The organism is Microbacterium pygmaeum (genome assembly GCF_900100885.1).
GTDB lineage: Bacteria > Actinomycetota > Actinomycetes > Actinomycetales > Microbacteriaceae > Microbacterium > Microbacterium pygmaeum.
In genome coordinates this window covers 404,712-428,086 of sequence record NZ_LT629692.1, presented here as the reverse complement: position 1 = coordinate 428,086, position 23,375 = coordinate 404,712, and the positions used below count along the sequence as shown (strand labels likewise).

Here is a 23,375-nt window from a genome sequence, read left to right as displayed (position 1 = left end):
TCCGTGTCGGATCAGGTGTCCCTGGGGGTCTTCGCGATCGCGATCGGGCTGATCCTCGGTGCGCTGGGGTTCGTCCCGTACGTGGCGATCAGCTATCGCCGCCACGGCCGCTTGACTGCTCGGCGGCTGGTGCTGGCGTTCGCGCTGCTGGTGTACTTCCTCGCCATCTGGACCTACACCCTGCTCCCGCTTCCCGACCCCGATGCGGTCCGCTGCACGACGGCGCAGCTCGATGTCGGCGTGCTGCCCCGTGATCTGGCGGCGGCGTTCGGCAGCGGGCATCCGCTCACCCATCCGGCGTTCCTGCAGATCGCGCTGAACGTCCTGCTCTTCCTCCCCCTCGGCTTCTTCGTGCGCCTGATCTGGCGCCGCGGGTGGATCACGGCGGTGCTCGCCGGCTTCGCGCTGTCGCTGCTCGTCGAGACGACCCAGCTGACCGGCGTCTGGGGGATCTACCCGTGCGCGTACCGCCTCTTCGACGTCGAGGATCTGATCACCAACACCCTCGGGGCGCTGCTGGGCAGCATCCTGTCCCTGGCGATCCCCCCTCGGCTGCGCGACCGGAACGACCCGGATCCGGATGCTGCGCTGCCGACGCCCGTGACGGCAGCGCGGCGCCTCGTGGCGATGACCTGCGACTTCCTCTCGGTGGTGCTGACCGGGCTCGCCGTCGGCGTGCTGCTCGCGATCATCGACGTCGTGTTCAGTGCAGGCACGGTCACCACGGTCGAGGCGTCCTGGTACGACCTGGTCGGGAACCTGGTGCCGTTCGTGGTCACCCTTGTGTACATGATGACGGCGGGTCGCACGATCGGCCATGCCGCCGCGCAGCTGCGCTACACCGGATCCCGCCTGCCGGCGTTCTGGTCGCGGCTGCTGCGGTTCCTCGGCGGGATCGGCGGCTTCCAGCTGATCGGCCTTCTGCCGGAGCCCTGGTCGATCGCGCAGCCGGTGTTCCTCCTCCTCTCGCTCGTGCTGGTGTTCACGACGAAGGATCACCGCGGCCTGCCGGGGATCGTCTCCGGCCAGCGGCTCGTGGATTCCCGCGTCCCCGCGGGTGATACCGTGCCCGCATGACCGATGCCGCCGTTCCTGCGCCCGGCGCGGGAGGTGCGCCCGGCGCGGGGGATGCGTCCGGCGGGGGCGCGTCCGCGCGGGCGAAGGCGCGGCGCGACGTGCCGGTCGGTGTCGTCATGATCGGCATCTCGATCGCCGCGTGGTGGCCGGCATTCACCCTGGGTGCGTGGGGTGAGCTGTTCTTCGATCAGATCCTGACGCTGTGGGCGGCCTCGACCGCCGCGTTCGTGTTCGTCCTCGTCGAGCGGAGGCCGGTCGGCCCGCGCCTCGTGCGCGCGTTCCTGCTGCTGATGCCGACTCTGTGGCTGGCCCTCAACTTCGCCGTCGACGACGACACGCAGGATCTGGCGACCGCGATCGTCGACCTCGTCGCGATCGTCGCGGTGCTCATCGGGCTGCTGTTCACCGTGTTCGTGCTGGTGCGGATCATGTGGCCGGATCTCGGTTCGGAGATACCGCGGCGAACCCGCTGGCTCGTCGTGCTCGTCGTCGCCGGGATCACGGTCGCGTCGTTCCTGCTCGGAGTCAACAACGCCCGCTTCATGACCTGCCAGGACTTCGAGATCAGCGGCAACTCGCGGCCGCCGACGTGCCGGAACGCGCCGTCGGACGCCGCTGCGGCACCGGAGGCGGGAGCGGCGGCGCTCAGCCGACACGAGATCAGGTGATCCGACCGGAACAGGACGAATCCCACGATATCGTCCTGTTCTCGTCGAATCGCCTGATCCGGCGAGGTGCGACGGGGCTGAGGCGACGGTGGACGCGAGTCCGGTGACGGCCGGCCGGCTCAGGCGACGGCCGACGCGTCTCCGGTGACATGCGACGGGCGTCACACGACGGACGCCGGGGCTCAGGCCGCGGGCGTCCCCAAGAACTCGCGCGCTGCGACGACGAGCGCGTCGATCCCGTTGTTCAGCGTCGGCTGGAGCACCGGGGCGAAGAACGGCGAGTGATTCGTCGGGATGTCCCGCTCGACGGTGCCCGCCGCGACGGCGTCCGCGTACTTCTGCGGATCCACTCCGCCCCAGAACCAGAAGACCAGCGGCGCGCCGGAGTCGCGGGCGAACCACGACACGTCCTCGCTGCCGGTGAACATGCCTGGGTCGATGACCGTTCCGCCGCCGAACGCCGCATCGAAGGCTGCGGTGAGCTGGGCCGTCGCGTCCACGTCGTTGATGGTGGGCGGGAGGGTGTGGTCGGTGACGATGGTGGGCGGCTCTTCGGCTCCGGATGCCTGTGCCTCGGCGCGCACGATCCGCTCGACCTTCGCCAGGACGCGCTCGCGCGCCGCGTCGTCGGGATAGCGAAGACTCAGCTCGAGCTTCGCCTCGGCGGGGATGATGTTGTTCTTCAGGCCCGCGTGGATCGACCCGACCGTGACCACCGCGACATCGCGCGGGTCGACCTCGCGCGAGACCACGGTCTGAAGCCGCATCACGGTCGCCGCCGCCATCACGATGGGGTCGATCGTGGAGTGCGGGCGGGAGCCATGCCCGCCGCGGCCGAAGAGGGTCACGGTGAGCCCGTCGGAGGCGGCCATCTGCGTGCCGGAGCGCACACCGATGGTCCCGGCGGGCAGCGGAGTGACGTGCTGGCCGAGCACGATGTCCGGTTTCGGGAAGCGCTCCAGCACGCCGTCGGCGATCATCGCCTGCGAGCCGGCCCCGTACTCCTCGGCGGGCTGGAAGACGGCGACGACGGTCCCCGACCACTCGTCCTTCGTGGCGACCAGGCGCTCGAGCGCGCCCAGCAGCGCGGTCACGTGCATGTCGTGGCCGCAGGCGTGCATGACGGGCACGTCGTTGCCGTTCGGGTCGGTGCCGCGCGCGGTGCTGGCGTACTCGAGGCCGGTCTGCTCCGGTACCGGCAGGGCGTCCATGTCGGCGCGCAGCCAGATGGTCGGGCCGTCGCCGTTGCGCAGCAGCGCGGCGATGCCCGTCTTTCCGACGCCCTCCTCGAACTCGATGCCGAGTTCCTGCAGCTTCGCGGCGATGACGCCCGCCGTGCGGGTCTCCTGGAACGACAGCTCAGGATGCCGGTGCAGGTCGATGTAGATCGCTTCGAGGTCGAGGGTCATGACTTCGAGCCTATCCGGCGACCTCTCGCACCGCCCCTGGTCCGTCGCGCAGCCGTTTCCGGACGAGACACGCCGCGTGGACGCCGGGCATGGCGGCGCGTCCCGTCCGGAAACGGCCGGCGCGTCAGGGCGACGGTTCGCCGCGCACCGCGGCGCGGATCGCGGCCACCTCGACCTTGGGGGTGCGGTCCTCGTACAGCAGGCCGTTGGTCTCCTGTCCGGTGTCGGTCAGCTGCGTGTAGCAGAACCCGCTCAGCGGCGCCGCGGCATCCACAGCGCGGATCAGCGCGCACACGCGCTCGCCGAACTCCTCCGGGTTCTCGGCCGTCGAATAGCCCCAGTCCGTGCCGTTGCGCGCACGAAGGCTCACCCCGCCGAATTCGGTGAGCATCACGGGCTTCGAGGAGCGGTCTCCGTCCACCGAGATCCGCCTCCCGGCGGGGCCGAACCCGGCGATCATCGCGTCGAGGGCAGCAGCATCCGCGTAGCGCCGCGTGATGACGGTCGGGTCGGCCTCGTAGTCGTGGATGGTCCAGATGTCCGAGCGCGTGTGCTCCCATCCGTCATTCGAGATGACCGGGCGGGTGCCGTCCAGCGCACGCGTGAGATCGGCGACCGACCGGCTGAGCGCGCGTTGCCGCTCGTCGTGCGCGATGTGCTGAACCCCCCAGCTCTCGTTCAGCGGCACCCAGACGATGACGGACGGGTGCGAGATGTCGCGGGCGACCAGCGATGTCCATTCGGAGAGGAGATTGGATGCCGCACGCCGGTCGAACGCGTAGGCGCTGGCCGTCTCCGCCCACACCATGAGCCCCAGCCGGTCGGCCCAGTAGAGGAATCGCGGATCCTCGGCCTTCTGATGCACGCGGGCTGTGTTGAAGCCCAGGTCGCGGATGAGTTCGACCTCGCGGCGCAGGGCTCCGGCGCCGGGCGCAGCCAGATGCGACTCCGGCCAGTAGTTCTGCGCGAGGACCGCCCGCACCTTCACCGGACGGTCGTTGAGCAGGAATGCCGAGCCGGATGCCGCGACACTGCGGATCCCGAGGTAGCTGGCGACGGCATCGGTGCCGCGCCGGGTCTGCACCCGCACCGTCGCATCGATCAGGGTCGGGTGCTCAGGGCTCCACAGCAGCTCCTCGTGCTGCTGCCCGTTGGTCTGGCGGGGAAGGCGCATCCGAACCGTCTCGAATCGTGACAGCACGCGGGTGCGGGTCTCGCTGAGCAGCTCCCCGTCGTGGGTGAGTTCGACGCTCAGCCATGTGTCGTCATCGAGCGCGCCCGTCAGCTCCACCTCGAGTTCGACCCCCGCGGTGGGGATGTCGCTCGACCAGGTGAGCGACGTGATCGCCGTCTCGGGGACCGCCTCGAGCCAGACCGGCTGCCAGATCCCCGTCGTGCGGGAGTACCAGATCGCATGCGGCTGATCGCGCCAATCCTGTTTTCCGCGCAGGATCGAGACGTCCTCGGGATCATCGACGGCGTGCACCACGATCTCGTTCGACGCGCCGGGACGCAGCGCATGGGTGATGTCGGCGGTGAACGGTGACTGCCCGCCGCGATGCATGGCGACGGTGATGCCGTTGACCCAGACCGTTGCCTCCCAGTCGACGGCGCCGAAGTGCAGGAGGACGCGGCCGCCGGCATCCGTCCACCCTGCCGCCTCCAGCTCGGTCGGGCCGAACGCGCGGCGGTACCAGACCGAGTGCAGCATCCCCTGCTCGCCGAGCCCGGAGGCTGCCGATTCCGGAGGGAAGGGCACGACGATCGTGCGGTCGAAATCCACGGCGGAGGGGCGGGAACCGGGCGCCCCGATCGCGAAGTCCCAGGTGCCGGTGAGGTCGGCCCAGTGCGAACGGACGATCTGCGGCCGCGGGTACGAGCCGTCCTGGGTGGAGGCGATCGGAAGCGGTTCGGCGGTCACGTGTCTTCTCCAGTGGTGCTGGCTCGCGCGGCGATGACGAAGGGGATCGAATGGATGCCGCGGGCCGGCGGATCGGCCGTGAGCAGGTCGATCGCGGTGCGGGCAAGCGCGAGGGTGTCCGGAGCGACCGAACTGAGCGCGGGCGTGCTGTACCCGGCCTCCTCGATGTTGTCGAAGCCGATCACGGCGACCTGCCCGGGCACGCTCACCCCGCGTGCGCCGAGCACGTGCAGGGCGCCGAGTGCGAGCAGGTCGTTGAAGGCGAAGACCGCGTCGAACGGGGTCCCGCCATCCAGAAGCGCCTCGGCGGCCTGGGCCCCGTCGCCGCGGTAGTACGTGTCGACCGTCGCGACCAGGGCCGGATCGAACGGAATGCCGGCGGACTCCAGGGCCTGCCGGTAACCGGACAGCCGCAGCACCGACGTCTCGTTCGGGCCGGACTGCTGCGCGCCGATCGCCGCGATGCGCCGTCGGCCGAGCCCGATGAGGTGCTCCACGGCGGCGCGTGCGGCGGCGGTGTTGTCCACCGCGACGTGGGGCATCTCCGTCTCGCCGACGTGCTCGCCGAGCAGGATCAGGGGGGTGGTGTCGGTGCGAAGCTCGAAGTCGGCGGCGGTCAGGGCGAGCGGGCTCAGGATCAGGCCGTCCATCACCGGGATGTCGATGCCCTCGGCGATGCGTCGCTCGGCATCCTCCCGGCCGTCCGTCTGGTTGATCAGCACGGTGATCGACCGCTCCTGCGCCGCGCGGACGAGGTCGGATGCCAGCTCGGCGAAGTACGGCTGGCTGAGGTCCGGCAATGCGACGGCGATCATGCCGCTTCGTCCGTTCCGCAGATTGCGCGCGGCGACATTCGGCCGGTAGCCGAGTTCGTCGATGGCCGCCTTGACCCGTCCTCTGAGATCGTCGGTGACCCAACCGGTGCCGTTGACGACGTTGGACACGGTCTTCGCGGACACGCCGACGCGCTCGGCGACATCCTTCAGAGTCGTCCTGCCCACTGTGGTCATCTCCATCGATACTGTGCGTGTGCGACTCACAGTGGCATACCGGAGCCGTTCGTTCAACGATTACCACAAGGGTCTTGTTCAACGATTACCGGTTCAGGTATAACAGATGGCAACCCGTTCGTTCAACGTTGAACTAGGAAGGAAGATCGATGAAGACACAGCACTCGCTTCGCCAGCGCCGCTCACGTGGAATCCGGATCGCCACCGTGGGAGCCGGAGTCCTGGCGCTCGCGCTGAGCGGCTGCGCCGGCCAGGGAAACGGCGGAGGCGACGACAACAGCGGCGCCGATGCCGACGGCAAGGTTTCACTCACCTTCTGGAACGGGTTCACCGGTCCGGACGGGCCCGCGCTCGAGAAGGTCATCGAGGATTTCAACGCCTCGCAGGACGAGGTCTCGGTGAAGGCCGAGATCATGCCCTGGGACACGCTGTACCAGAAGGTGCTCACCGCGGTGGCCGGCAACGACGGACCGGACATCATCGCGATGTCCGCCGCCCGCATGCCGCAGTTCGCCGAGCAGGGCATGTTCATGCCGGTCGATGACTATTACGACGATGCGGCCAATGATTCGGACGCCCTGGCGGAGGCCGCGATCAGCGCCTCGGTCTACGACGGCACCAACTACGGCGTCCCGGTGAACTACACGCCCATGATGATGTACTACAACAAGGACCTCTTCGAAGCGGCGGGCCTGGACCCCGAGGCGCCGCCGACCACGTGGGACGAATTCGCCGCGATGGTGCCCAAGCTCACCGTCGACGAGAACGGCGACGGCAAGCCCGAGCAGTACGCGACCGCCCTCGGCGACCACGAGACGGTGCCGGTGTTCCCCGCGCTGCTCTGGGGGACCGGTGGCGCTGTGGTCTCCGATGACGGCTCGACGTCGATGCTCGGCGATGCCGGGAGCCTCGATGCGCTGAACTTCTGGGTCGACCTCGTCAAGAACCAGAAGGCATCGCCGATCGGCTTGTCCGGAGCAGATGCCGACAAGCTCTTCCTCACCGGCAAGGCCGCGACCGAGATCGTCGGGCCGTGGATGACGACCGGGTTCGACGACGCCGGACTGAACTACGGCATCGTGCCGCCGCCGGGGGGCCCGGACAGCGACGCCGTCCTCGCCGACGTGGTCTCGATGGGGCTGCCGGCCGGAACCGACGAGGCGACCAAGGAGGCCGCGTACAAGTTCTTCGCCTACTGGAACTCGCAGGAGGGTCAGATCACGTGGGCGGACGGCTCGGGCTTCCCCCCGAACCGCGCCGACGTCGCGGACCAGATCACCGCCAGTCCGTACCCCGCGATCTTCGGCGCCGCCGATGTGAGCGACCGTGCGAAGATCCTGCTGGCCGGCGTCGCCGCCGGCGGCACGATCACCGAGACCATCTTCTGGCCCTCCCTCCAGAAGGCGCTCAACGGCGACGGGACGGTCGATTCGATCTTCCCGGCGGCGTCCGAGCAGGTCCAGGCAGAGCTCGACAAGTGACGGACCGCGTGGGCCGGGGCGCTGCCGCTCCGGCCCACGCGATCGAAGGAGATCCCCGATGACGGTCACCGAACTGGCGCCCGCCACTTCGCTCGTGTCCACCAGGCGCCGGCGCGGCCGCGGGCCGGCGTCCCGCCGGCAGCTCACGGCCTGGCTGTTCCTCTCGCCGGCCCTACTGGTGCTGGGCGCGTTCACCCTCTACCCGATGATCCAGGCCGTCTACCTGTCGCTGACGGACTACAACCTCATCGCGGCCGCCGAGTGGGTGGGCTTGGACAACTACGTCGAGCTGGTGAACGACCCCGCGTTCTGGAACGCGTTCTGGAACACCGTGCTCTACGCGGTGGTCGTGGCGCCGGTCACCGTGATCCTTGCGCTGCTGTTCGCGGTGATGCTCAACCAGGCCTTCGTCGGCCGCACCTTCGTGCGCACCGCGATCTTCCTGCCCTTCATCGTGTCGCTCGGCATCATCGCGATCGCCTGGACCTTCCTGCTGGATCCGAACATCGGACTCCTGTCGTACTGGCTGAGTCAGATCGGGATCGTCACCGAGCAGGGCTGGCTGAGCGACCCGCGCTTCGCGATGCCGGCGGTGATGATGGTCGGCGTCTGGAAGTTCGTCGGCTTCTACATGGTCATCTACCTCGCCGGACTCCAGTCGATACCCACCGAGCTCTACGAAGCGGCGAAGATCGACGGCGCCGGTCCGTGGCAGCGCTTCCGGCGGGTCACGCTGCCCCTCCTGTCCAACCAGACGCTGCTCGTCTCGGTCCTGGCACTCATCGCCACCCTGCAGGCGTTCGATCAGATCTATGTGATGACCCGCGGCGGCCCCTACTTCAAGACGGAGACCCTCGTCATGCTGATCTACCGGGAAGGATTCCAGGAGTTGCGCTTCGGCTATGCGTCCGCGATCTCGTTCGTCCTGTTGATCTTCGTCTTCGTGCTGTCGATGGTCCAATACGGGTGGCTCCGGCGCCGGGCGGTGACGTACTGATGACCGTCTTGGATTCGACCCTCGCGCCGGAGACCGGCATCCGCGATTCCGGCGTCCGCGACCGCCGGCAGCTCAACCTGTACCGGGCCTCGAAGTGGGTGCTCTCGATCGTCGCGATCCTGATCGCGCTCCTGATGCTGCTTCCGATCATCTGGCTGACCTTCACGGCGTTCAAGCCGGAGGCGGACATCGTCACGTACCCGCCGACGCTGTGGCCGCGCGAATTCACGCTGCAGCACTTCGCCGAGGTCTGGGAGCGGATCCCGTTCGCGCGGCTCTATGTCAACACGATCATCTTCGCCGGCGGGGTGACGATCATCTCGCTGTTCCTGGATTCGATGGCGGCGTACGCGCTCGCGCGCATCCCGTTCCGCGGCCGCGGCGTCGTGATGGTGCTGATCCTGATCCTGCTCATGCTGCCGTTCCAGGTCACGCTGATCCCGCTCTACGACATGCTCAACGGGTTCGGGCTCACCAACACCCTGCCGGGGATGATCATCCCGCGGATGACGAACGCCTTCGGGATCTTCTTCCTCACGCAGTTCTTCCTCTCGCTGCCGCGCGATCTCGAGGAGGCGGCGCGCGTGGACGGGGCATCCGAATGGCGCATCTACCGGCAGGTGGTGATGCCGCTGGCCAAGCCCGCACTGCTGACGCTGGGGCTGTTCCACTTCCAGTACAACTGGAACGACCTGCTCTGGCCGCTCGTGATGTCATCGAGCATCGAGTCATCGACGCTCCCGGCCGGCCTGGCGCTGTTCATGGGACAGCACGTGGTCGAGTACGGGCTGCTCATGGCCGGGTCGCTGCTCGCCCTGCTGCCCGTCGTGGTCTTCTTCCTGCTCATCCAGCGCAGCTTCGTCGCGGGCATCGCCACGACGGGGCTGAAATGACGACGGATGCTGCGGCGTCCGCACCCCGAAAGGACTCCATGACCCGTTGGTTCGAACACGACCGGCTCCGCTACGGCGTCGGGATCGAGGACACCTTCATCCCGCAGATCCGGCCGGGACACCGCCGGCTCGACGAGTACGAACTGACCCAGCACTATTCGCACTGGCGGGAGGACCTCGATCTGGTCGCGGAGTCCGGTGCCGAGTTCGTGCGGTGGGGCGTGCCCTGGTACCTCGTCGAGCCAGAGCCGGGCCTGTTCGACTGGTCGTGGACGGATCAGGTCGCCGAGCACATGCGATCGCTCGGGCTGCGCTGCATCGTGGACCTCATGCACTACGGGACCCCGACCTGGCTGGACAATGCGTTCCTGAACTCCCAGTACCCCGAGCGGATCGCCTCGTACGCCTGCGCGGTGGCGGAGCGGTACCGCGGCGTCTGGGACGATTTCACGCCACTGAACGAGCCGATCGTCAACGCCGAGTGGTGCGGCGAGATGGGCAACTGGCCGCCGTACCTCGAGGGCACAGACGGATTCCTCACGCTGGTGCGCGTGCTGGCGAAGGGCATGGTGCGCACGCAGCAGGAGATCTCCGCGGTCAATCCGGATGCGGTCTTCGTGCACGTCGATGCCGGATTCCGGTACGAGGGCGAGACGACGCCGCTGTCGCGGGCGATCCTCGAGGAGCGCCGGTTCCTGGCGCTGGATCTGATCACCGGGCGCGTCGATGACGCACACCCGCTGCGCGACTGGCTGGGGGAGCACGGCTACACCGACGAGGACCTCGTCTGGTTCGCCGCGAACGCGGTGCAGCCGGACGTGCTCGGGGTGAACTACTACCCGACGTTCACGACCATCCGGATGGACGAGAAGGGCGGAAAGTCCCCCGTCGTGGCGGGGACGGCAGGGCTGCGCGACCTGGTGCAGCTCTACAGCGCGCGGTACGGCCTCCCGATCATCATCACCGAGACCTCGTTGGTGGGTTCGCCGGAGGAGAAGATCGCGTGGCTGCGCGAGTCCGAGGGCGAGATCCTCGCCCTGCGGAGCGAGGGCGTCCCCGTGGTCGGGTACACGTGGTTCCCGTTCCTGGATCTCGTCGACTGGCTGTACCGCTTCGACGAGAAGCCGGCGGATGCGTGGATGCTCGACTTCGGCCTCGTCAACCTCGTCCGAGGCGGCGACCAGCAATTGGCGCGCCGCAAGAACGCCGCGTTCGAGGAGTACCAGGCGATCGCGCGCCGGCACCGCCGCTGACCGCAGCGGCACCCGCGGCTGCCCCAGCCGTTTCCGGACGAGACACGCCGCGTCGACGCCGGGCGTGGCGGCGAGTCTCGTCCGGAAACGGGGGAGTGTGCGGTCAGAGACGTGCCGTCGAGCCCCGGACGATCAGCTCGAACGGCAGGGGGAGCGCCCCGTCGCGTGGGGGTGCGGCATCCGACTCCTCGATCTCGTCCAGGATCGCGTCAGCCGCGCGCGCCCCCTGAGCCGCCGGGAACTGGTCCACCGTGGTGAGCCGGAAGAACTCCCCGAGCTCGTGACCGTCGACCCCGATGATCGACAGGTCCTCGGGGACGCGGAACCCGAGCTCGCGCGCGGCCAGCATCGCGCCGATCGCCATCTCGTCGGACGCGGCGAAGATCGCCGTCGGGTGGAGGTCCGAGCGGGCGAGCAGTGCCTTCGCGGCGCGGGAACCGCCTTCGATGGTGAAGTCGGCGGGCTCGAAGAGCTCTGCGCGCGGCGGGATCCCGGCATCCGTCAACGCCTGCTCGAAGCCCTGACGGCGACGCGTGGGGATGTGGTAGTCGATGTCGAACTCAGGGCTCGCGCCGATGCGCGCGATCTCACGATGACCGAGGTCGACGAGGTGCGCGGTGGCCAGCCGCGCCACCGTGACGTCGTCGACGGTCAGCGTGGTCAGCAGGGGATTCGGGCCGCCGATCGCGATGACCGGCAGCCCGAGCTCGCCGAGACGGCCGATCTCGTCGTCGTCGAGGGCGATCGAGATCGCGAGCACGCCGTCCACACGGCCGCGACGCAGGAACGTGTCGAAGACGCGGCGGCGCTGGTCGCGGTCGGCGCTCAGGTTGTACAGCGTGATGTCGTACCCGCGACCCATCAGCGCCGCCGCCGTTCCGCTGAGCACCGCCCCGAAGAACCAGCGGTCCACGAACGGGACGAGCACCCCGATGTTGCGGGTGCGGCCCGACGCCAGGCTCGACGCCGTCGAGGACACGACGTAGCCGAGCTGCGCAGCGGCAGTCTCCACCCGCGCCCGGGTCGCGGCCGACACCGATCCTCGGCCGCTCAGCGCACGCGACACCGTCGCCGTCGAGACGCCGGCCAGGCGTGCGACTTCGTCGATGCCGACCACGTGGAGCTCCCGGGTCAGGCGTCGCCGGCCGGGGACGCGATCCACACGGCGGTGTCGACCGGCAGCGACGCTCCGGTGAACGGTTCGCTTCGCGCCAGGATCTCTCCGGCGGGGAGGACGACCGGGGTGGTGCCGAGATTCGCGACGACCGTGACATTCCCGTTGCGGAATGCGATGACGTCGGGGTCGAAGCCGGGCAGCCACGCCACCGCGCCCGCGCCGAGTCCGCCCGCACGACGCGCCGCGATCAGCGTGCGGTACAGGCTGAGCGTCGAGTCGGGATCGTGCTCCTGCGCGTCGCGGGCGAGGTCGCTCCACTCGGTGGGCTGGGGCAGCCACGACTGCCCGGTCGGGCTGAATCCGTACGAGGCGCCGTCGGAGGTCCACGGGATCGGCACCCGGCACCCGTCGCGACCGTAGCGCTCGCCGTGCGAGCGGAACCACGTCGGATCCTGACGGGCGTCGTCCGGGATGTCGATGACCTCGGGCAGGCCGAGTTCCTCGCCCTGGTACAGGTAGGCCGACCCGGGGAGCGCGAGCATGAGGGTCGTCGCCGCGCGGGCGCGACGAAGACCCAGTGCCGGGATCGGCTTGCCGGCCGAGTCGGGGCCGATGCCGTATCCCTGCGGATTCTCGGCGGTCAGCGCGAGACGCGAGGCGTGCCGGACGACGTCGTGGTTGGAGAGCACCCACGTGCTCGGGGCGCCGACGGCGGGGAACGCGCGCAGCGACTCGACGATCACGGTGCGCAGGGCCGCCGCATCCCATTCGGTCTGCAGGTAGGGGAAGTTGAACGCCTGGTGCATCTCGTCGGGTCGCACCCACAGCGCCGTCTTGTCGGCGGTGGGCAGCCATGCCTCGGCGGCCAGCGCGCGGTCGCCGTCGTACGCGTCCAGCACCTCGTGCCAGTCGCGGTAGATATCGTGGACACCGGGCTGACCCCAGTAGGGCACGTCGTCCTCTTCGCCGCCCATCGAGGCGGCGTCCGCTGGCGGGGTGTAGTCCGGAAGGCCCGCGGCCTTGATCAGGCCGTGCGCGACATCGACGCGGAAGCCGTCGACGCCCCGGTCGAGCCAGAAGCGCAGGATGCGCCGGAACTCCTCGTGCACCTCTTCGTTCGACCAGTCGAAGTCGGGCTGCGACGTGTCGAACAGGTGCAGGTACCACTGACCGGGAGTGCCGTCCGCCTCGGTGACGCGCGTCCAGGCGGGCCCGCCGAACACCGATTCCCAGTTGTTCGGGGCGATCTCGCCGTGCCGGCCCTTGCCGTCGCGGAACAGGTAGCGGGCCCGCTCCCGGCTGCCGGGGGCCGCGGCGAGCGCCTGGCGGAACCACTCGTGCTCGGTCGAGGAGTGGTTGGGGACGAGGTCGACGATGATCCGGATGCCGCGGCTGTGCGCCTCGGCGAGCATGTCGTCGAAATCGGCGAGCGTGCCGAACAGCGGGTCGACATCGCAGTAGTCGGCGACGTCGTACCCGGCGTCGTGCTGCGGCGACCGCTGGAACGGGCTCAGCCACAGCGCGTCGACGCCGAGTTCGGCCAGATCGTCGAGGTGGGCCGTGACGCCGGGCAGGTCGCCGATGCCGTCGCCGGACTCGTCGGCGAACGAGCGGGGGTAGATCTGGTAGATCACGGCGGTGCGCCACCACTCCGCTCCGGGGCGCGAGGGCAGGGCATCGGACAAGACAGCGAGGTCGAGCGAAGTCATGCATCCAGGCTAGTGCAAGCGCTTGCATCCGGCGTTCGGATGGGCGCGGCGGCGCGGGCTAGGGTTGGCGCGTGCCCTCCGCAGCCCTCGACCGCGCCGAATCCCTCATCCGAACGATCGCGGACTACCCGGAACCGGGGATCCTGTTCCGGGACATCACGCCGCTCCTGGCCGACGCTGCCGCGCTGCGCGCCGTGATCGAGGCGCTGATCGAGCCCTTCTCCGGGCAGTTCGACGTGGTGGCCGGCATCGAGGCGCGCGGCTTCCTGCTGGCCGGCGCGGTCGCGACCGTCGCGGAGGTGGGTCTGGTGCCGATCCGCAAGGCGGGGAAGCTGCCCCGGCCCGCGGCATCCGTCTCCTTCACGCTCGAATACGCGCAGGCGACCATCGAGGCGCACGACGACATCGAGCCGGGCACGCGCGTCCTGCTCGTCGATGACGTGCTGGCCACCGGCGGCACGCTGGTCGCGGCGCACGAGCTGTTCGAGGTGCTCGACGGCCACGTGATCGGGACCGCCGTGCTGATGGAGCTGACCACTCTCGGCGGACGCGAGCGGGTCGGCGACGTGCACGCGGTGTTCACGGCCTGACAGCGGAGCGGGCCAGGACCGCTCCACTGTCGCGAGACGGCGTTCGCTGACGCGGCGAGGACGGTTTGCGACAGGGGAGCAGTCCGGTGTGGGGTGGAGGGTCGGTTCTCGGGAGGGCGCGTTGCGGGCGCGTAACGCCGCGTAAACACTGCCGAACGCCTGGCCCGAAACCCTGGCGAGTGCTCCGCCGGAACCATAGTGTGCCGCATGACGGCCACAGACCTCAACGACCGCAAGGCAGCGAAAGCCGCCAAGGCGGCCAAGCGCACGACGAACTCGGTCGACGGCATCCCGCCGCTGGCCCGCCTCGCGCCGCTCGGACTGCAGCATGTCCTGGCGATGTACGCGGGCGCTGTCGCGGTCCCGCTGATCGTCGGCGGCGCACTCGGCTACTCCGCCGGCGACCTCGCGTTCCTCATCAGCGCCGACCTGTTCGTGGCCGGCATCGCGACGATCATCCAGTCGGTCGGCTTCTGGCGCTTCGGCGTGCGGCTGCCGCTGATGCAGGGCGTCACCTTCGCCGCGGTCGGTCCGATGATCGCGATCGGGCAGAGCGAGGGCATCCAGGCAGTCTTCGGCGCAACGATCGCCTGCGGCCTGTTCATGATCCTCGTCGCACCGTTCTTCTCCCAGCTGCTGCGGTTCTTCCCGCCGATCGTGACCGGCACGGTGATCCTCATCATCGGTCTGTCGCTGATGCGGGTCGCTGCCGGGTGGATCGTCGACAACAACCCGGACGGCGCTGCCCCGATCAACGTCGCCTTCGCCTTCGGCACGCTGCTGCTGATCATCCTCATCGAGCGTTTCGCCCCTGCTCCGCTCCAGCGGGTCTCGATCCTTCTGGGACTCGTGCTGGGCACGATCGTCGCCCTGTTCGTGCCGGGAATGGTCGATTGGTCCAGCGTGGGGGATGCCGCATGGTTCGCGTTCGTGACGCCGTTCCACTTCGGTCTGCCGACGTTCCAGGTCGCCTCGATCGTCTCGATGCTGATCGTGGGTCTGGTCATCATGACCGAGACCACCGGCGACATGATCGCCGTCGGTGAGATCGTCGAGAAGCCCGTCACCCGCCGCCAGCTGGCCGATGGCCTGCGCGCCGACGGCCTCGGCACCGTCATCGGCGGCGTCTTCAACACGTTCCCGTACACGGCGTTCGCGCAGAACGTCGGACTGGTCTCGCTCACCGGCGTGCGGTCGCGGTTCGTCGCCACGGCCGCCGGCGTGATCCTGGTCGTCCTCGGCCTCATCCCGAAGGTGTCGGCGATCGTCGAGGGCGTCCCCAGCGCCGTGCTCGGAGGGGCGGGGATCGCGCTGTTCGGCATGGTCGCGGCATCCGGAATCCGCACCCTCACGAAGGTGAGGTTCAACAACAAGAACGTGCTGATCGTGGCGGTCTCGATCGGCGTCGCCCTGCTGCCGACGGTGACCCCGACGATCTACGACCAGTTCCCGCAGTGGTTCACGCTGATCTTCGACTCGGGCATCAGCGCCGGTGCCATCACCGCGATCCTGCTGAACCTGCTGCTGAACTCCGAGCAGATGCGCGAAGCGCGTCTCGGCGACCCGGCGATCGGCTCATCGGACGCTGTGCGTGGACCGGCCGCCGCGGCCCTCGTGCATCCCGACGCCGAGGGCACCGGGCTCATCCCGACGCAGGTCCTCTCGGACGAGCTCGCCGCCGAGCAGACCGGCGACGGGCTTCCGGCGGATGTGTCGGCGATCCGGCTCGAGGACGAGGACGAGGCCGACCCGGAGCGCTAGGTGTACTGACCCGGATCGTTGTTGACGTAGGAGAGACCTCCGGGGTCGAGTTGGAGCTGTCTAGTTCTTCAGCTCGAACGCACGGAGGTCTCTCTTGTCTCACGCTAATGCCCGGCTGACTCCGGCCGGCAGGTTGATCATGGTCCAGCGGATCCAGTCGGGGCGGCCGGTCGCGCATGTCGCCGCGGAGATGGGCGTCTCCCGTACGGCCGCGTGGCGGTGGTGGCGGCGTTTCCGGGACGCCGGCGTGGCCGGGTTGCAGGATCGCTCCAGCGTCGCCCACGCTCATCCGCGGCGGACGGGGTCGTGTCAGGAGACGCGGGTGCGGATCATGCGGGAACTGACCCGCCGCGGCCCGGTCTTCATCGGTGCGCGGCTCGGGATGCACGCGTCCGTGGTCGGGCGGGTGCTGCGCCGCCATCAGGTTCCGCTGCTGCGGGACCTTGACCCGGTCACCGGCACGGTGATCAAAGCCTCACGACGGTCCGCGAACCGGTACGAACATGCTCATCCGGGCTCGCTGATCCATGTTGATGTGAAGAAGCTCGGCCGAATCCCGGACGGCGGTGGATGGCGTGCCCACGGCCGCAGCGAGAAGGTCCGCGGCCGCGGGATCGGCTACGACTACGTGCACGCCGCGATCGATGACCACTCCCGTCTCGCGTACCTCGAGATCCACGCAGACGAACGCGGGACGACGTGCGCGGGCTTCCTGGAACGAGCGATCGCGTTCTACGCCTCGCTCGGCGTCACCGTCGAACGAGTCATCACCGACAACGCGTTCGCGTACCGGAAATCGGTCGCCTTCAGAGACGTGTTCACCGCTCACGGCATCAAACAGAAGTTCATCCGCCCGCACTGCCCCTGGACAAACGGCAAAGTCGAGCGACTGAACCGCACCCTCGCAACCGAATGGGCATACTCCCAACCCTGGAACTCAAACGCCGACCGCGCTGCGGCCTTGCCAGCCTGGCTCGACCACTACAACCTAGACAGAGCCCACCTCGGCATCGGAGGCAAAACGCCCATCGACCGAATCAACAACGGTCGAGGCCAGTACAGCTAGACGAACGCCGGGAGGTCCAGCCAGGCATCCGGAGCGGCCGGCGCACCGTCGCGGGTGATCGTCCCCTCGATGAGACCGTAGGGCCGGTCGGCGGCGTAGAACACCTCGCCAGGGTTGTCGAGCCCGAACGGCGACAGGTCGTAGACGAAGTGGTGCTTGTTCGGCATCGCGAAGCGGACCTCGGCGATCTCGGGCCGCGCCTGGATGGCGGCCCTGCCCATCTCGAAGAGGGTCTGCTGGAGTGCCAGGGAGTGCACCGTCGCGAAGGTCGACAGCAGCACGGCAGTGACCTCTTCGTACAGGCCGTTGAAGTCGATGCCGGCTTCGACCGCCTCCGGCGCGAAACGCCAGCGCCCGGTCACCGACGTCGCCATCACGCGGTCGTCGGTCTCGACGAGCGTCGTGTAGCCGTCGCGCGGGAAGCCGGAGAACTCGCTCCCCGTCGTCTTGAGCACGACGAGGTCACGAACGCCGCCGGTCACGTGCGTGGCGCCGTTCACGACCTGCACGGCTGCCAGGCGGGTCCCCGGGCCGCTGCGCACGAACGAGTGGTCGTGCGGTGCGCCGTCGGCGAGGATGCGCTCCCACGCGTACTGCTCCGCCTGCCACAGGCCGCCTTCGATCCAGTCGAACCCGCCGACGAAGTGCGTCGCCAGGAGCAGCAGGAACTCCTCGGGGGAGGTGATGCCGTGCTCTTTGGCGAACGCGAAGATCGTGTTCTTCTGGGTGTCCGTCGCCACGACCAGCGCGTTGTCGCCCGTCAGGTACGAATCGATCAGCGCCCTGCCCCGCAGCTGCGACGTCACGTTGAGATCGATGATCTCGTGGCGGGCGGTGTCGCGGATCACGCGCACGACGCGGTTCTCTGCCTTGCCGTACTTGTTGGCGCCGAGGCTGACGGAAACGTCGCTCATGACTAGCTCCCTCTGTAGGTCGAATACGCGAACGGGCTGAGCAGCAGGGGCACGTGCAGGTGCCGGGCCGCGTCTTCGACGGTGAAGGTGACGGTGACGAGCGGGTAGAAGGTGGGAACGCCGCGGTCGGCGAAGTACGCGCCGGTGCCGAAGGTGAGGGCATACACGCCGGGTTCCAGTTCGTCCGGTCCGAGCCCGAGCCGGCCGTCGGCGTCCGTGAAGCCCTGCGCGATGCCCTCCGTCCCGCCTCCGGGGAGGTGGCGTGCGAGGGAGACGACGATGTTCTGCGCGGGGGTGCCCGTCGACGCGTCCAGGATATGGGTGGTGAGGTGGGTCATGCGCGGGCTCCTTCGCTCACGGTGACGGTCGACCGCAGCCGCAGCAGTGCGATCTGGGCGAGTTGCACGGTGGCCTCGGAGGCCTCGACGGCTGGGGTGTTCCCGAGCCGGCGCTCGAGGTCGGCGAGGATCTCCTCCGGCGAGCGGCCGGCGGCTCTGATCAGGAAGACACGCCCGAAGCGCTTCTCGTACGCGACGTTCCCGTCAGCGATCGCCGTGGTGACGGCATCCGTCGCCGAGGACATGGCGGACTGCTCCGTGCGTGATGCCGCGGCCTCCGCGCCCTCGCCCGCAGCGCGCTGCCCGATCCGCGGGTGGTGCGCCAGCGCGGCGTCGAGGTCGTCGGTGCTCCAGGCGCGCGCCAGTGCCTCGGCATCCTCGGCCAGGTCGTCGACCGACGCGTACGGGCGCCCGGCGACGACTGCATCGACCCACGCGGGGATCGCAGCCCAGACCGACACGACGGAGGCGGCATCCGCGGCATCCAGCCTGTTGAACTCGTCCAGCTCCATCCGCACACGGTAGCGCGCGTGCGTTTCACGACGGTTACGTCGACCTTCCCGTCCCGCTTCTCCGGGGATCGGGGCGTACTCCTGCTCCCGGGGCGCGATTCGTACGCCCCAACCGCGGAATCGCGCCCCGAACCCGGGGAGGCCGAACCCCGGAGAGGGTGGATGCGACGGCGTGGCGGGATCCGTAACCCGTTCGAAACCGACCGGGCCTGCGCCGGAGACGTGCATGGGTGAATGTAGATGGAGGCAACAGAGGAGAACGCCGTGGCATCGAACGACGGACCGAGGGTCATCCGCGCATCGCGCGCCTGGGTGGATGGGGCGTTCCGGCCCGCGGCCGTGGTGATCGAGGACACGCGGATCGTCGATGTCATCGACGTGCGCGACAAGGTCGCCAGATCACGTCAGACGCTCGTGCCCGACGATGCCGTGCTGCTTCCCGGCCTCGTCGACTCGCACGTGCACGTCAACGAGCCGGGCCGTACGGAGTGGGAGGGCTTCCGCTCGGCGACCCTCGCCGCCGCGGCCGGCGGGGTCACGACGATCGTCGACATGCCGCTGAACTCCCTCCCGCCCACCACGACGGCGCGGGCGCTCGAGATCAAGCGGGCCGCGGCATCCCCCTCCGCGTTCATCGACGTCGGGTTCTGGGGCGGTGCCGTCCCCGACAACCTCGGGTCGCTGGCCCCGCTGCACGAGGCCGGCGTCTACGGCTTCAAGTGCTTCCTCTCGCCCTCCGGAGTCGAGGAGTTCCCGCACCTGGATCGCGCGCAGCTCGGCGCCGCGATGGAGGAGATCGCCGCGCTCGGATCGCGGATCATCGTGCACGCCGAAGACCCTGCGCTGCTGCACGAGCACACCACGCTGGGTCGCAGCTACGACGCCTTCCTGGCCTCCCGGCCGCCGGAGAGCGAGGCATCCGCCATCGACGCCGTCATCGACGCCGCGCGGCGGACCGGCGCGCGCGCACACATCCTGCACCTCAGCGACGCGCACTCGCTGCCGGCGATCCGGGCCGCGAAGGCCGCGGGCATCGCGCTGACGGTCGAGACGTGCCCGCACTACCTGACGATCATCGCCGAGGACATCCCCGACGGTGCCGGCGAATTCAAGTGCTGCCCGCCGATCCGCGACTCGGCCAACCGCGATCTGCTCTGGGAGGGCATCACCGACGGCACGATCGACGCGATCGTCAGCGATCACTCGCCCAGCACCGTCGATCTGAAGCGCTCCGGAGACGGTGACTTCGGTCTGGCCTGGGGCGGCATCGCGGGCCTGCAGATCGGACTCTCGGCGGTGTGGACCGAGGCGCGCAGTCGCGGGATCGCGCTGGAGCGCATCCTCCCGCTGTTCACGACCGGCCCGGCGGAGGTTGCCGGCATCATGGGGGCGGGGGTGATCGAGCCGGGAGCGCCGGCGCACCTGACCGTCTTCGGGCTCGAGGATCCGCTGCCCGTCGACGCGCGTGCCCTCCTGCACAGGAACCCGATCACGGCCTACGACTCGCGGGTGCTGACCGGCAAGGTGCGCCGGACCTGGCTGCACGGCAGGTCGATCTTCAACGCCACCGAGGGCGGTCCGGGTGAGGCGCCGCGATTCCGGGATGCTCCGCGCGGTCGGCTGCTGTCGGCCAGGTGAGCGCGGCCGGTCGACGGTGTCTCAGCGCAGCGGGTGAGCCGGATCCGTCACGCGGGCGAAACGCGGATGCAGTTCAATGAGGGGATGCCGACCGCGATCGAGATCCTGCAACCGGGCACCGGTCCGCTCCCGGGCGATCATTACCTGCCCGCCACACCCGAGACGGTGCTGTGGGGACGCCTGCCCTGTGCAGCGGATGCCGCAGTCCTGACGATCTCGCCGGGGCAGACGGTCACGATCGACACGGTGAGTCACGAGGGGGTCCTCGAGGACCAGGGCAAGGACCCGCTCGCCTTCTTCACGGGGCACGGCGTGGACGCGGCATCCGTCCTCCATGACGCCATCGAGATCGCGGCCACCCTCTCGCGCGACCCCGCCGCCGACGGACCGCACGTGGTGACCGGCCCGATCTTCGTCGAGGGCGCGCAGCCGGGCGACCTGCTGCGCATCACCGTCGTCGTGCTCGCCCCGCGCGTGCCGTACGGGGTCATCTCGAACCGTCACGGCAAGGGGGCGCTCGTCGGCGAGCTGCCGCGCGGGTCAGGGAACGTCAGCGTGTTCACGCCGGTGCAGGTTCGCGAGCCGGGCCCGGTCGGCGTGCTGCCGGTGGTCGAAGGCGGCGAGGGAGTCGTCGCATTCCCGCTCGCGCCGTTCCTGGGCACCATGGGAGTCGCGGTGGCCGGTTCCGAGCGCCCGCACTCGGTGCCGCCGGGCGCGCACGGCGGCAACATCGACATCAACCTGCTCGTCGAGGGGACCGTCCTGTACCTGCCGGTGCAGGTCGAGGGCGCCCTGGCGTACGTGGGCGATCCGCACTTCGCGCAGGGCGACGGCGAGGTCGCACTGACGGCCCTGGAGGCGTCGCTGCGCGCGACCCTCCGCTTCGATGTGGTGCCCCGCGCCGAGGCGCTCGCCGAGTTCGGCGAGGTGCTCGGGCCGCTCGTGCGCACGGACCGGTACCTCGTTCCGACGGGGCTCGATCCGGACCTCGACGAGGCGATGCGCAAATGCGTGCGGGCTGCGCTGGCGCTGATCCAGGCGCGCTGGGGGCTCGACGAGCACCTGGCCTACGCCTACCTGAGCGCCGCGACGGACTTCGACATCTCGCAGGTCGTCGACATCGTCTGCGGTGTGCACGCCCGCATCCGCGAGTCCGACTTCGCGGAGGTCGACCGTGGCTGATGCGGGCGCGACGAGTGCAGGTGATTCGGCCGGCGCAGGAGAATCCGCGCCGGATCGTCCTGTCCCGGCGGGATCACCTGATCCGGTGACGGCGGAGCGTGGGGGACGGATGCCTGGGCCCGACGCCTCATGGCCGTCGGCCGCCGGCGACGCGTCCGCCGGCATCCCCACCGACCTGCGCGCGGCGTTCGACGCGTACGAGCGGGCGATCATGGAGAACGACCTCGATGCGCTGGACGCGTTCTTCGTGCGCTCCGACGAGACGATGCGCGGCGACGGCGCAGGCCTCCTCGTAGGGCACGACGCGATCAGCGCCTTCCGCGGTCTTCGCGGGGGAGTGCCGCCCCGCACGATCGAGCGCGTCGAATACCGACCGCTCGCGGACGACGTCGCGCTGCTCGTCTCGGTCTCGCGGTTCGCGGGCGGCGGGACCGGGCTGCAGACCCAGATCTGGCGGCTCGTCGACGGCGACTGGCTCATCACGGCCGCCCACGTCACGCCGCGCGCGCAGGCGCTGGACCGCTCGGTGTGGCGCACCGTCGGTGATCCGCTCTGGCAGGGTGCGTGGGAGGGGGCGCTGACGGGACTCACCGTGGCCGTGAAGGATCTCTTCGCGATCAAGGGATACCGCATCGGTGCGGGGAACCCGACGTTCCTGGACGCCGGGCGCGCGGAGACCACCACTGCCGCCGCTGTGACCGACCTGCTGCGCGGCGGCGCGTCGCTGCGCGGCATCGCCCGCACCGACGAGTTCGCCTACAGCATCGCCGGTGACAACGCGCACTACGGGACCCCGCCCAACGGCGCCGTGCCGGGAGCCCTGCCCGGCGGTTCGTCGAGCGGTCCGGCGTCGGCCGTCGCGACCGGTCAGGCCGAGATCGGCCTGGCGACGGACACGGCGGGATCGGTGCGCGTGCCCGCGTCCTACCAGGGGCTCTGGGGGCTGCGCACCACGCACGGGCTGGTGCCGCGGCAGGGCCTGCTGCCCCTCGCGCAGTCCTTCGACACGATCGGCTGGCTCACCCGCGACGGTGACACCCTGCAACGCGTCGTCGATTGGTGCCTGAGCTACGACGGGTCGGAATCGACCGAGAGCGTCCTGGGCGAATCGGATCAGGACCTGCCGTGGCGGTTCGTGGTTCCCGCGGAGGTGCTGGCGGCGGCCGAGCCCGGCACCCGTGCCGCGTTCGACGCCTTCCTCGAAACGCTCGCGGCGACCTCCGGCGCGCCAGAGGTCGAGTCGGTCTCGATCGGCGCGCTGGACGAGTTCTTCGTCCCGTTCCGCACGGTGCAGGGCGCCGAGGCGTGGCGCAACAACGGCGCGTGGGTCCAGCAGCACCCCGGCGCACTCGGCGCGGCGGTGGCCGAGCGCTTCCGGATCGCGTCGGAGGTCACCGCCGAAGACGAGGCCGCAGCGCGTCGCGCGCTCGTCCCGCCGGCCGACCGCATCCGCTCGCTCGCGGTCGACGCGGTGCTCCTCATGCCGACCGTGCCCGGTCCGGCCCCGATGCGCACCTCGGCGGGCGAGCGGGTGAACGAGGTGCGGATGGCGACGCTGCGGATGACCACGCCGGCGGCGATCTCCGGGCTGCCGTCGCTCTCCGTGCCGCTGCTGACGGTGCCGTCGCAGCTCGCGCCGCACGCGCCGGTGGGTGTCTGCCTCACTTCGCGCGCCGGTACCGACATCGCCCTCGTGCGCCTCGCGCGCCGGCTCGCCGAGGCCGTGCGGTGACCGCCGTGATCGCGAGTGCACGGCTTCGTCCCCGATTCGCGTGCTTTTCGCGCTCGCAGCCCGTGCACTCGGCGCGAAGCCATGCACTCGACGATTCCCGACGCACC

20 protein-coding genes are annotated in these 23,375 nt (G+C 69.7%); 12 read left to right on the top strand and 8 right to left on the bottom strand.

Features of this window, described 5'->3' with window-relative positions:
* Positions 1 to 3 precede the first annotated feature (3 nt).
* A complete protein-coding gene (locus tag BLT19_RS01910) occupies positions 4 to 1,077 on the top strand; it encodes a VanZ family protein (RefSeq protein WP_091485457.1) in 1,074 nt (357 codons plus the stop codon).
* Positions 1,074 to 1,745 carry a hypothetical protein gene (locus tag BLT19_RS01905; protein WP_197673010.1) on the top strand — a complete coding sequence of 224 codons (672 nt, stop codon included), beginning with the start codon at positions 1,074 to 1,076 and terminating at the stop codon, positions 1,743 to 1,745. The genes BLT19_RS01910 and BLT19_RS01905 overlap by 4 nt, the downstream gene beginning before the upstream one ends.
* Positions 1,746 to 1,927: 182 nt before the next feature.
* On the opposite strand, the gene BLT19_RS01900 is transcribed toward BLT19_RS01905, so the two are convergent.
* From BLT19_RS01900 to BLT19_RS01890, 3 genes are all read right to left on the bottom strand, one after another.
* Positions 1,928 to 3,154 carry an amidohydrolase gene (locus tag BLT19_RS01900; RefSeq protein ID WP_091485454.1) on the bottom strand — a complete coding sequence of 409 codons (1,227 nt, stop codon included), beginning with the start codon at positions 3,152 to 3,154 and terminating at the stop codon, positions 1,928 to 1,930.
* Positions 3,155 to 3,278: 124 nt separating this feature from the next.
* A complete protein-coding gene (locus BLT19_RS01895; protein WP_091485451.1) occupies positions 3,279 to 5,075 on the bottom strand; it encodes a glycoside hydrolase family 2 protein in 1,797 nt (598 codons plus the stop codon).
* On the bottom strand, positions 5,072 to 6,085 hold the full coding sequence (locus BLT19_RS01890; RefSeq protein WP_231917746.1) for a LacI family DNA-binding transcriptional regulator: 1,014 nt from the start codon (positions 6,083 to 6,085) through the stop codon (positions 5,072 to 5,074). The genes BLT19_RS01895 and BLT19_RS01890 overlap by 4 nt, the downstream gene beginning before the upstream one ends.
* Positions 6,086 to 6,234: 149 nt before the next feature.
* On the opposite strand from BLT19_RS01890, the gene BLT19_RS01885 reads away from it, so the two are divergent.
* From BLT19_RS01885 to BLT19_RS01870, 4 genes are read left to right on the top strand one after another with little or no spacing between them, the layout of a single operon-like run.
* On the top strand, positions 6,235 to 7,566 hold the full coding sequence (locus tag BLT19_RS01885) for an ABC transporter substrate-binding protein (protein ID WP_091485449.1): 1,332 nt from the start codon (positions 6,235 to 6,237) through the stop codon (positions 7,564 to 7,566).
* A gap of 58 nt (positions 7,567 to 7,624) precedes the next feature.
* The gene (locus BLT19_RS01880; protein ID WP_091485447.1) at positions 7,625 to 8,563 is read left to right on the top strand and encodes a carbohydrate ABC transporter permease; all 939 of its coding nucleotides are present in this window, start codon (positions 7,625 to 7,627) and stop codon (positions 8,561 to 8,563) included.
* Positions 8,563 to 9,456, top strand: a complete 894-nt coding sequence (locus BLT19_RS01875) for a carbohydrate ABC transporter permease (protein ID WP_091493108.1) — start codon at positions 8,563 to 8,565, stop codon at positions 9,454 to 9,456. Before BLT19_RS01880 ends, BLT19_RS01875 begins: the two co-directional genes overlap by 1 nt.
* A gap of 38 nt (positions 9,457 to 9,494) precedes the next feature.
* Positions 9,495 to 10,709 carry a family 1 glycosylhydrolase gene (locus BLT19_RS01870; protein WP_091485443.1) on the top strand — a complete coding sequence of 405 codons (1,215 nt, stop codon included), beginning with the start codon at positions 9,495 to 9,497 and terminating at the stop codon, positions 10,707 to 10,709.
* A gap of 103 nt (positions 10,710 to 10,812) precedes the next feature.
* On the opposite strand, the gene BLT19_RS01865 is transcribed toward BLT19_RS01870, so the two are convergent.
* Both BLT19_RS01865 and BLT19_RS01860 read right to left on the bottom strand, forming a co-directional pair.
* Entirely contained in the window at positions 10,813 to 11,826 is a 1,014-nt protein-coding gene (locus BLT19_RS01865) for a LacI family DNA-binding transcriptional regulator (RefSeq protein WP_091493106.1), read from the bottom strand.
* A gap of 14 nt (positions 11,827 to 11,840) precedes the next feature.
* Complete coding sequence (locus BLT19_RS01860; RefSeq protein ID WP_091485440.1) at positions 11,841 to 13,535, bottom strand: glycoside hydrolase family 13 protein; 1,695 nt, start codon at positions 13,533 to 13,535, stop codon at positions 11,841 to 11,843.
* Positions 13,536 to 13,606: 71 nt separating this feature from the next.
* On the opposite strand from BLT19_RS01860, the gene BLT19_RS01855 reads away from it, so the two are divergent.
* The 3 genes from BLT19_RS01855 to BLT19_RS01845 all read left to right on the top strand — a co-directional run bounded on the left by BLT19_RS01855 (position 13,607) and on the right by BLT19_RS01845 (position 16,952).
* Positions 13,607 to 14,125 carry an adenine phosphoribosyltransferase gene (locus tag BLT19_RS01855; protein WP_091485436.1) on the top strand — a complete coding sequence of 173 codons (519 nt, stop codon included), beginning with the start codon at positions 13,607 to 13,609 and terminating at the stop codon, positions 14,123 to 14,125.
* A 207-nt stretch (positions 14,126 to 14,332) separates the two neighbouring features.
* Positions 14,333 to 15,886 (top strand): nucleobase:cation symporter-2 family protein, encoded by a 1,554-nt coding sequence (locus BLT19_RS01850; RefSeq protein ID WP_091485434.1) that lies wholly within the window; start codon positions 14,333 to 14,335, stop codon positions 15,884 to 15,886.
* 94 nt (positions 15,887 to 15,980) lie between these two features.
* Positions 15,981 to 16,952 (top strand): IS481 family transposase, encoded by a 972-nt coding sequence (locus BLT19_RS01845; protein ID WP_091485230.1) that lies wholly within the window; start codon positions 15,981 to 15,983, stop codon positions 16,950 to 16,952.
* Here the strand turns inward: BLT19_RS01845 and pucL are convergent.
* Genes pucL through uraD form a run of 3 tightly spaced genes read right to left on the bottom strand, consistent with a single transcriptional unit; the run spans position 16,949 to position 18,716 of the window.
* Entirely contained in the window at positions 16,949 to 17,866 is a 918-nt protein-coding gene (gene pucL / locus BLT19_RS01840; protein WP_091485431.1) for a factor-independent urate hydroxylase, read from the bottom strand. The genes BLT19_RS01845 and pucL overlap by 4 nt on opposite strands.
* A 2-nt stretch (positions 17,867 to 17,868) precedes the next feature.
* Complete coding sequence (gene uraH, locus BLT19_RS01835) at positions 17,869 to 18,204, bottom strand: hydroxyisourate hydrolase (RefSeq protein WP_091485429.1); 336 nt, start codon at positions 18,202 to 18,204, stop codon at positions 17,869 to 17,871.
* Positions 18,201 to 18,716 (bottom strand): 2-oxo-4-hydroxy-4-carboxy-5-ureidoimidazoline decarboxylase, encoded by a 516-nt coding sequence (gene uraD / locus BLT19_RS01830; protein ID WP_091485426.1) that lies wholly within the window; start codon positions 18,714 to 18,716, stop codon positions 18,201 to 18,203. The genes uraH and uraD overlap by 4 nt, the downstream gene beginning before the upstream one ends.
* A 264-nt stretch (positions 18,717 to 18,980) precedes the next feature.
* Between uraD and allB the strand changes: the two genes are divergently transcribed.
* From allB to BLT19_RS01815, 3 genes are all read left to right on the top strand, one after another.
* A complete protein-coding gene (gene allB, locus BLT19_RS01825; protein ID WP_231917745.1) occupies positions 18,981 to 20,354 on the top strand; it encodes an allantoinase AllB in 1,374 nt (457 codons plus the stop codon).
* An 84-nt stretch (positions 20,355 to 20,438) separates the two neighbouring features.
* Positions 20,439 to 21,536: an acetamidase/formamidase family protein gene (locus BLT19_RS01820; RefSeq protein WP_091493104.1), complete on the top strand. Its 1,098-nt coding sequence runs from the start codon at positions 20,439 to 20,441 to the stop codon at positions 21,534 to 21,536.
* 109 nt (positions 21,537 to 21,645) lie between these two features.
* Positions 21,646 to 23,268 carry an AtzH-like domain-containing protein gene (locus tag BLT19_RS01815; RefSeq protein WP_091485420.1) on the top strand — a complete coding sequence of 541 codons (1,623 nt, stop codon included), beginning with the start codon at positions 21,646 to 21,648 and terminating at the stop codon, positions 23,266 to 23,268.
* Positions 23,269 to 23,375 lie beyond the last annotated feature (107 nt).

Coding starts and splice junctions, on each gene's coding strand:
- uraH (WP_091485429.1), bottom strand. CDS start 18,204: ATGACCCACCTCACCACCCATATCCTGGACGCGTCGACGGGCACCCCC.
- BLT19_RS01860 (WP_091485440.1), bottom strand. CDS start 13,535: ATGACTTCGCTCGACCTCGCTGTCTTGTCCGATGCCCTGCCCTCGCGC.
- BLT19_RS01850 (WP_091485434.1), top strand. CDS start 14,333: ATGACGGCCACAGACCTCAACGACCGCAAGGCAGCGAAAGCCGCCAAG.
- BLT19_RS01890 (WP_231917746.1), bottom strand. CDS start 6,085: ATGACCACAGTGGGCAGGACGACTCTGAAGGATGTCGCCGAGCGCGTC.
- BLT19_RS01875 (WP_091493108.1), top strand. CDS start 8,563: ATGACCGTCTTGGATTCGACCCTCGCGCCGGAGACCGGCATCCGCGAT.
- uraD (WP_091485426.1), bottom strand. CDS start 18,716: ATGGAGCTGGACGAGTTCAACAGGCTGGATGCCGCGGATGCCGCCTCC.
- BLT19_RS01880 (WP_091485447.1), top strand. CDS start 7,625: ATGACGGTCACCGAACTGGCGCCCGCCACTTCGCTCGTGTCCACCAGG.
- BLT19_RS01905 (WP_197673010.1), top strand. CDS start 1,074: ATGACCGATGCCGCCGTTCCTGCGCCCGGCGCGGGAGGTGCGCCCGGC.
- BLT19_RS01900 (WP_091485454.1), bottom strand. CDS start 3,154: ATGACCCTCGACCTCGAAGCGATCTACATCGACCTGCACCGGCATCCT.
- BLT19_RS01885 (WP_091485449.1), top strand. CDS start 6,235: ATGAAGACACAGCACTCGCTTCGCCAGCGCCGCTCACGTGGAATCCGG.
- BLT19_RS01815 (WP_091485420.1), top strand. CDS start 21,646: ATGCCTGGGCCCGACGCCTCATGGCCGTCGGCCGCCGGCGACGCGTCC.
- BLT19_RS01820 (WP_091493104.1), top strand. CDS start 20,439: ATGCCGACCGCGATCGAGATCCTGCAACCGGGCACCGGTCCGCTCCCG.
- pucL (WP_091485431.1), bottom strand. CDS start 17,866: ATGAGCGACGTTTCCGTCAGCCTCGGCGCCAACAAGTACGGCAAGGCA.
- BLT19_RS01870 (WP_091485443.1), top strand. CDS start 9,495: ATGACCCGTTGGTTCGAACACGACCGGCTCCGCTACGGCGTCGGGATC.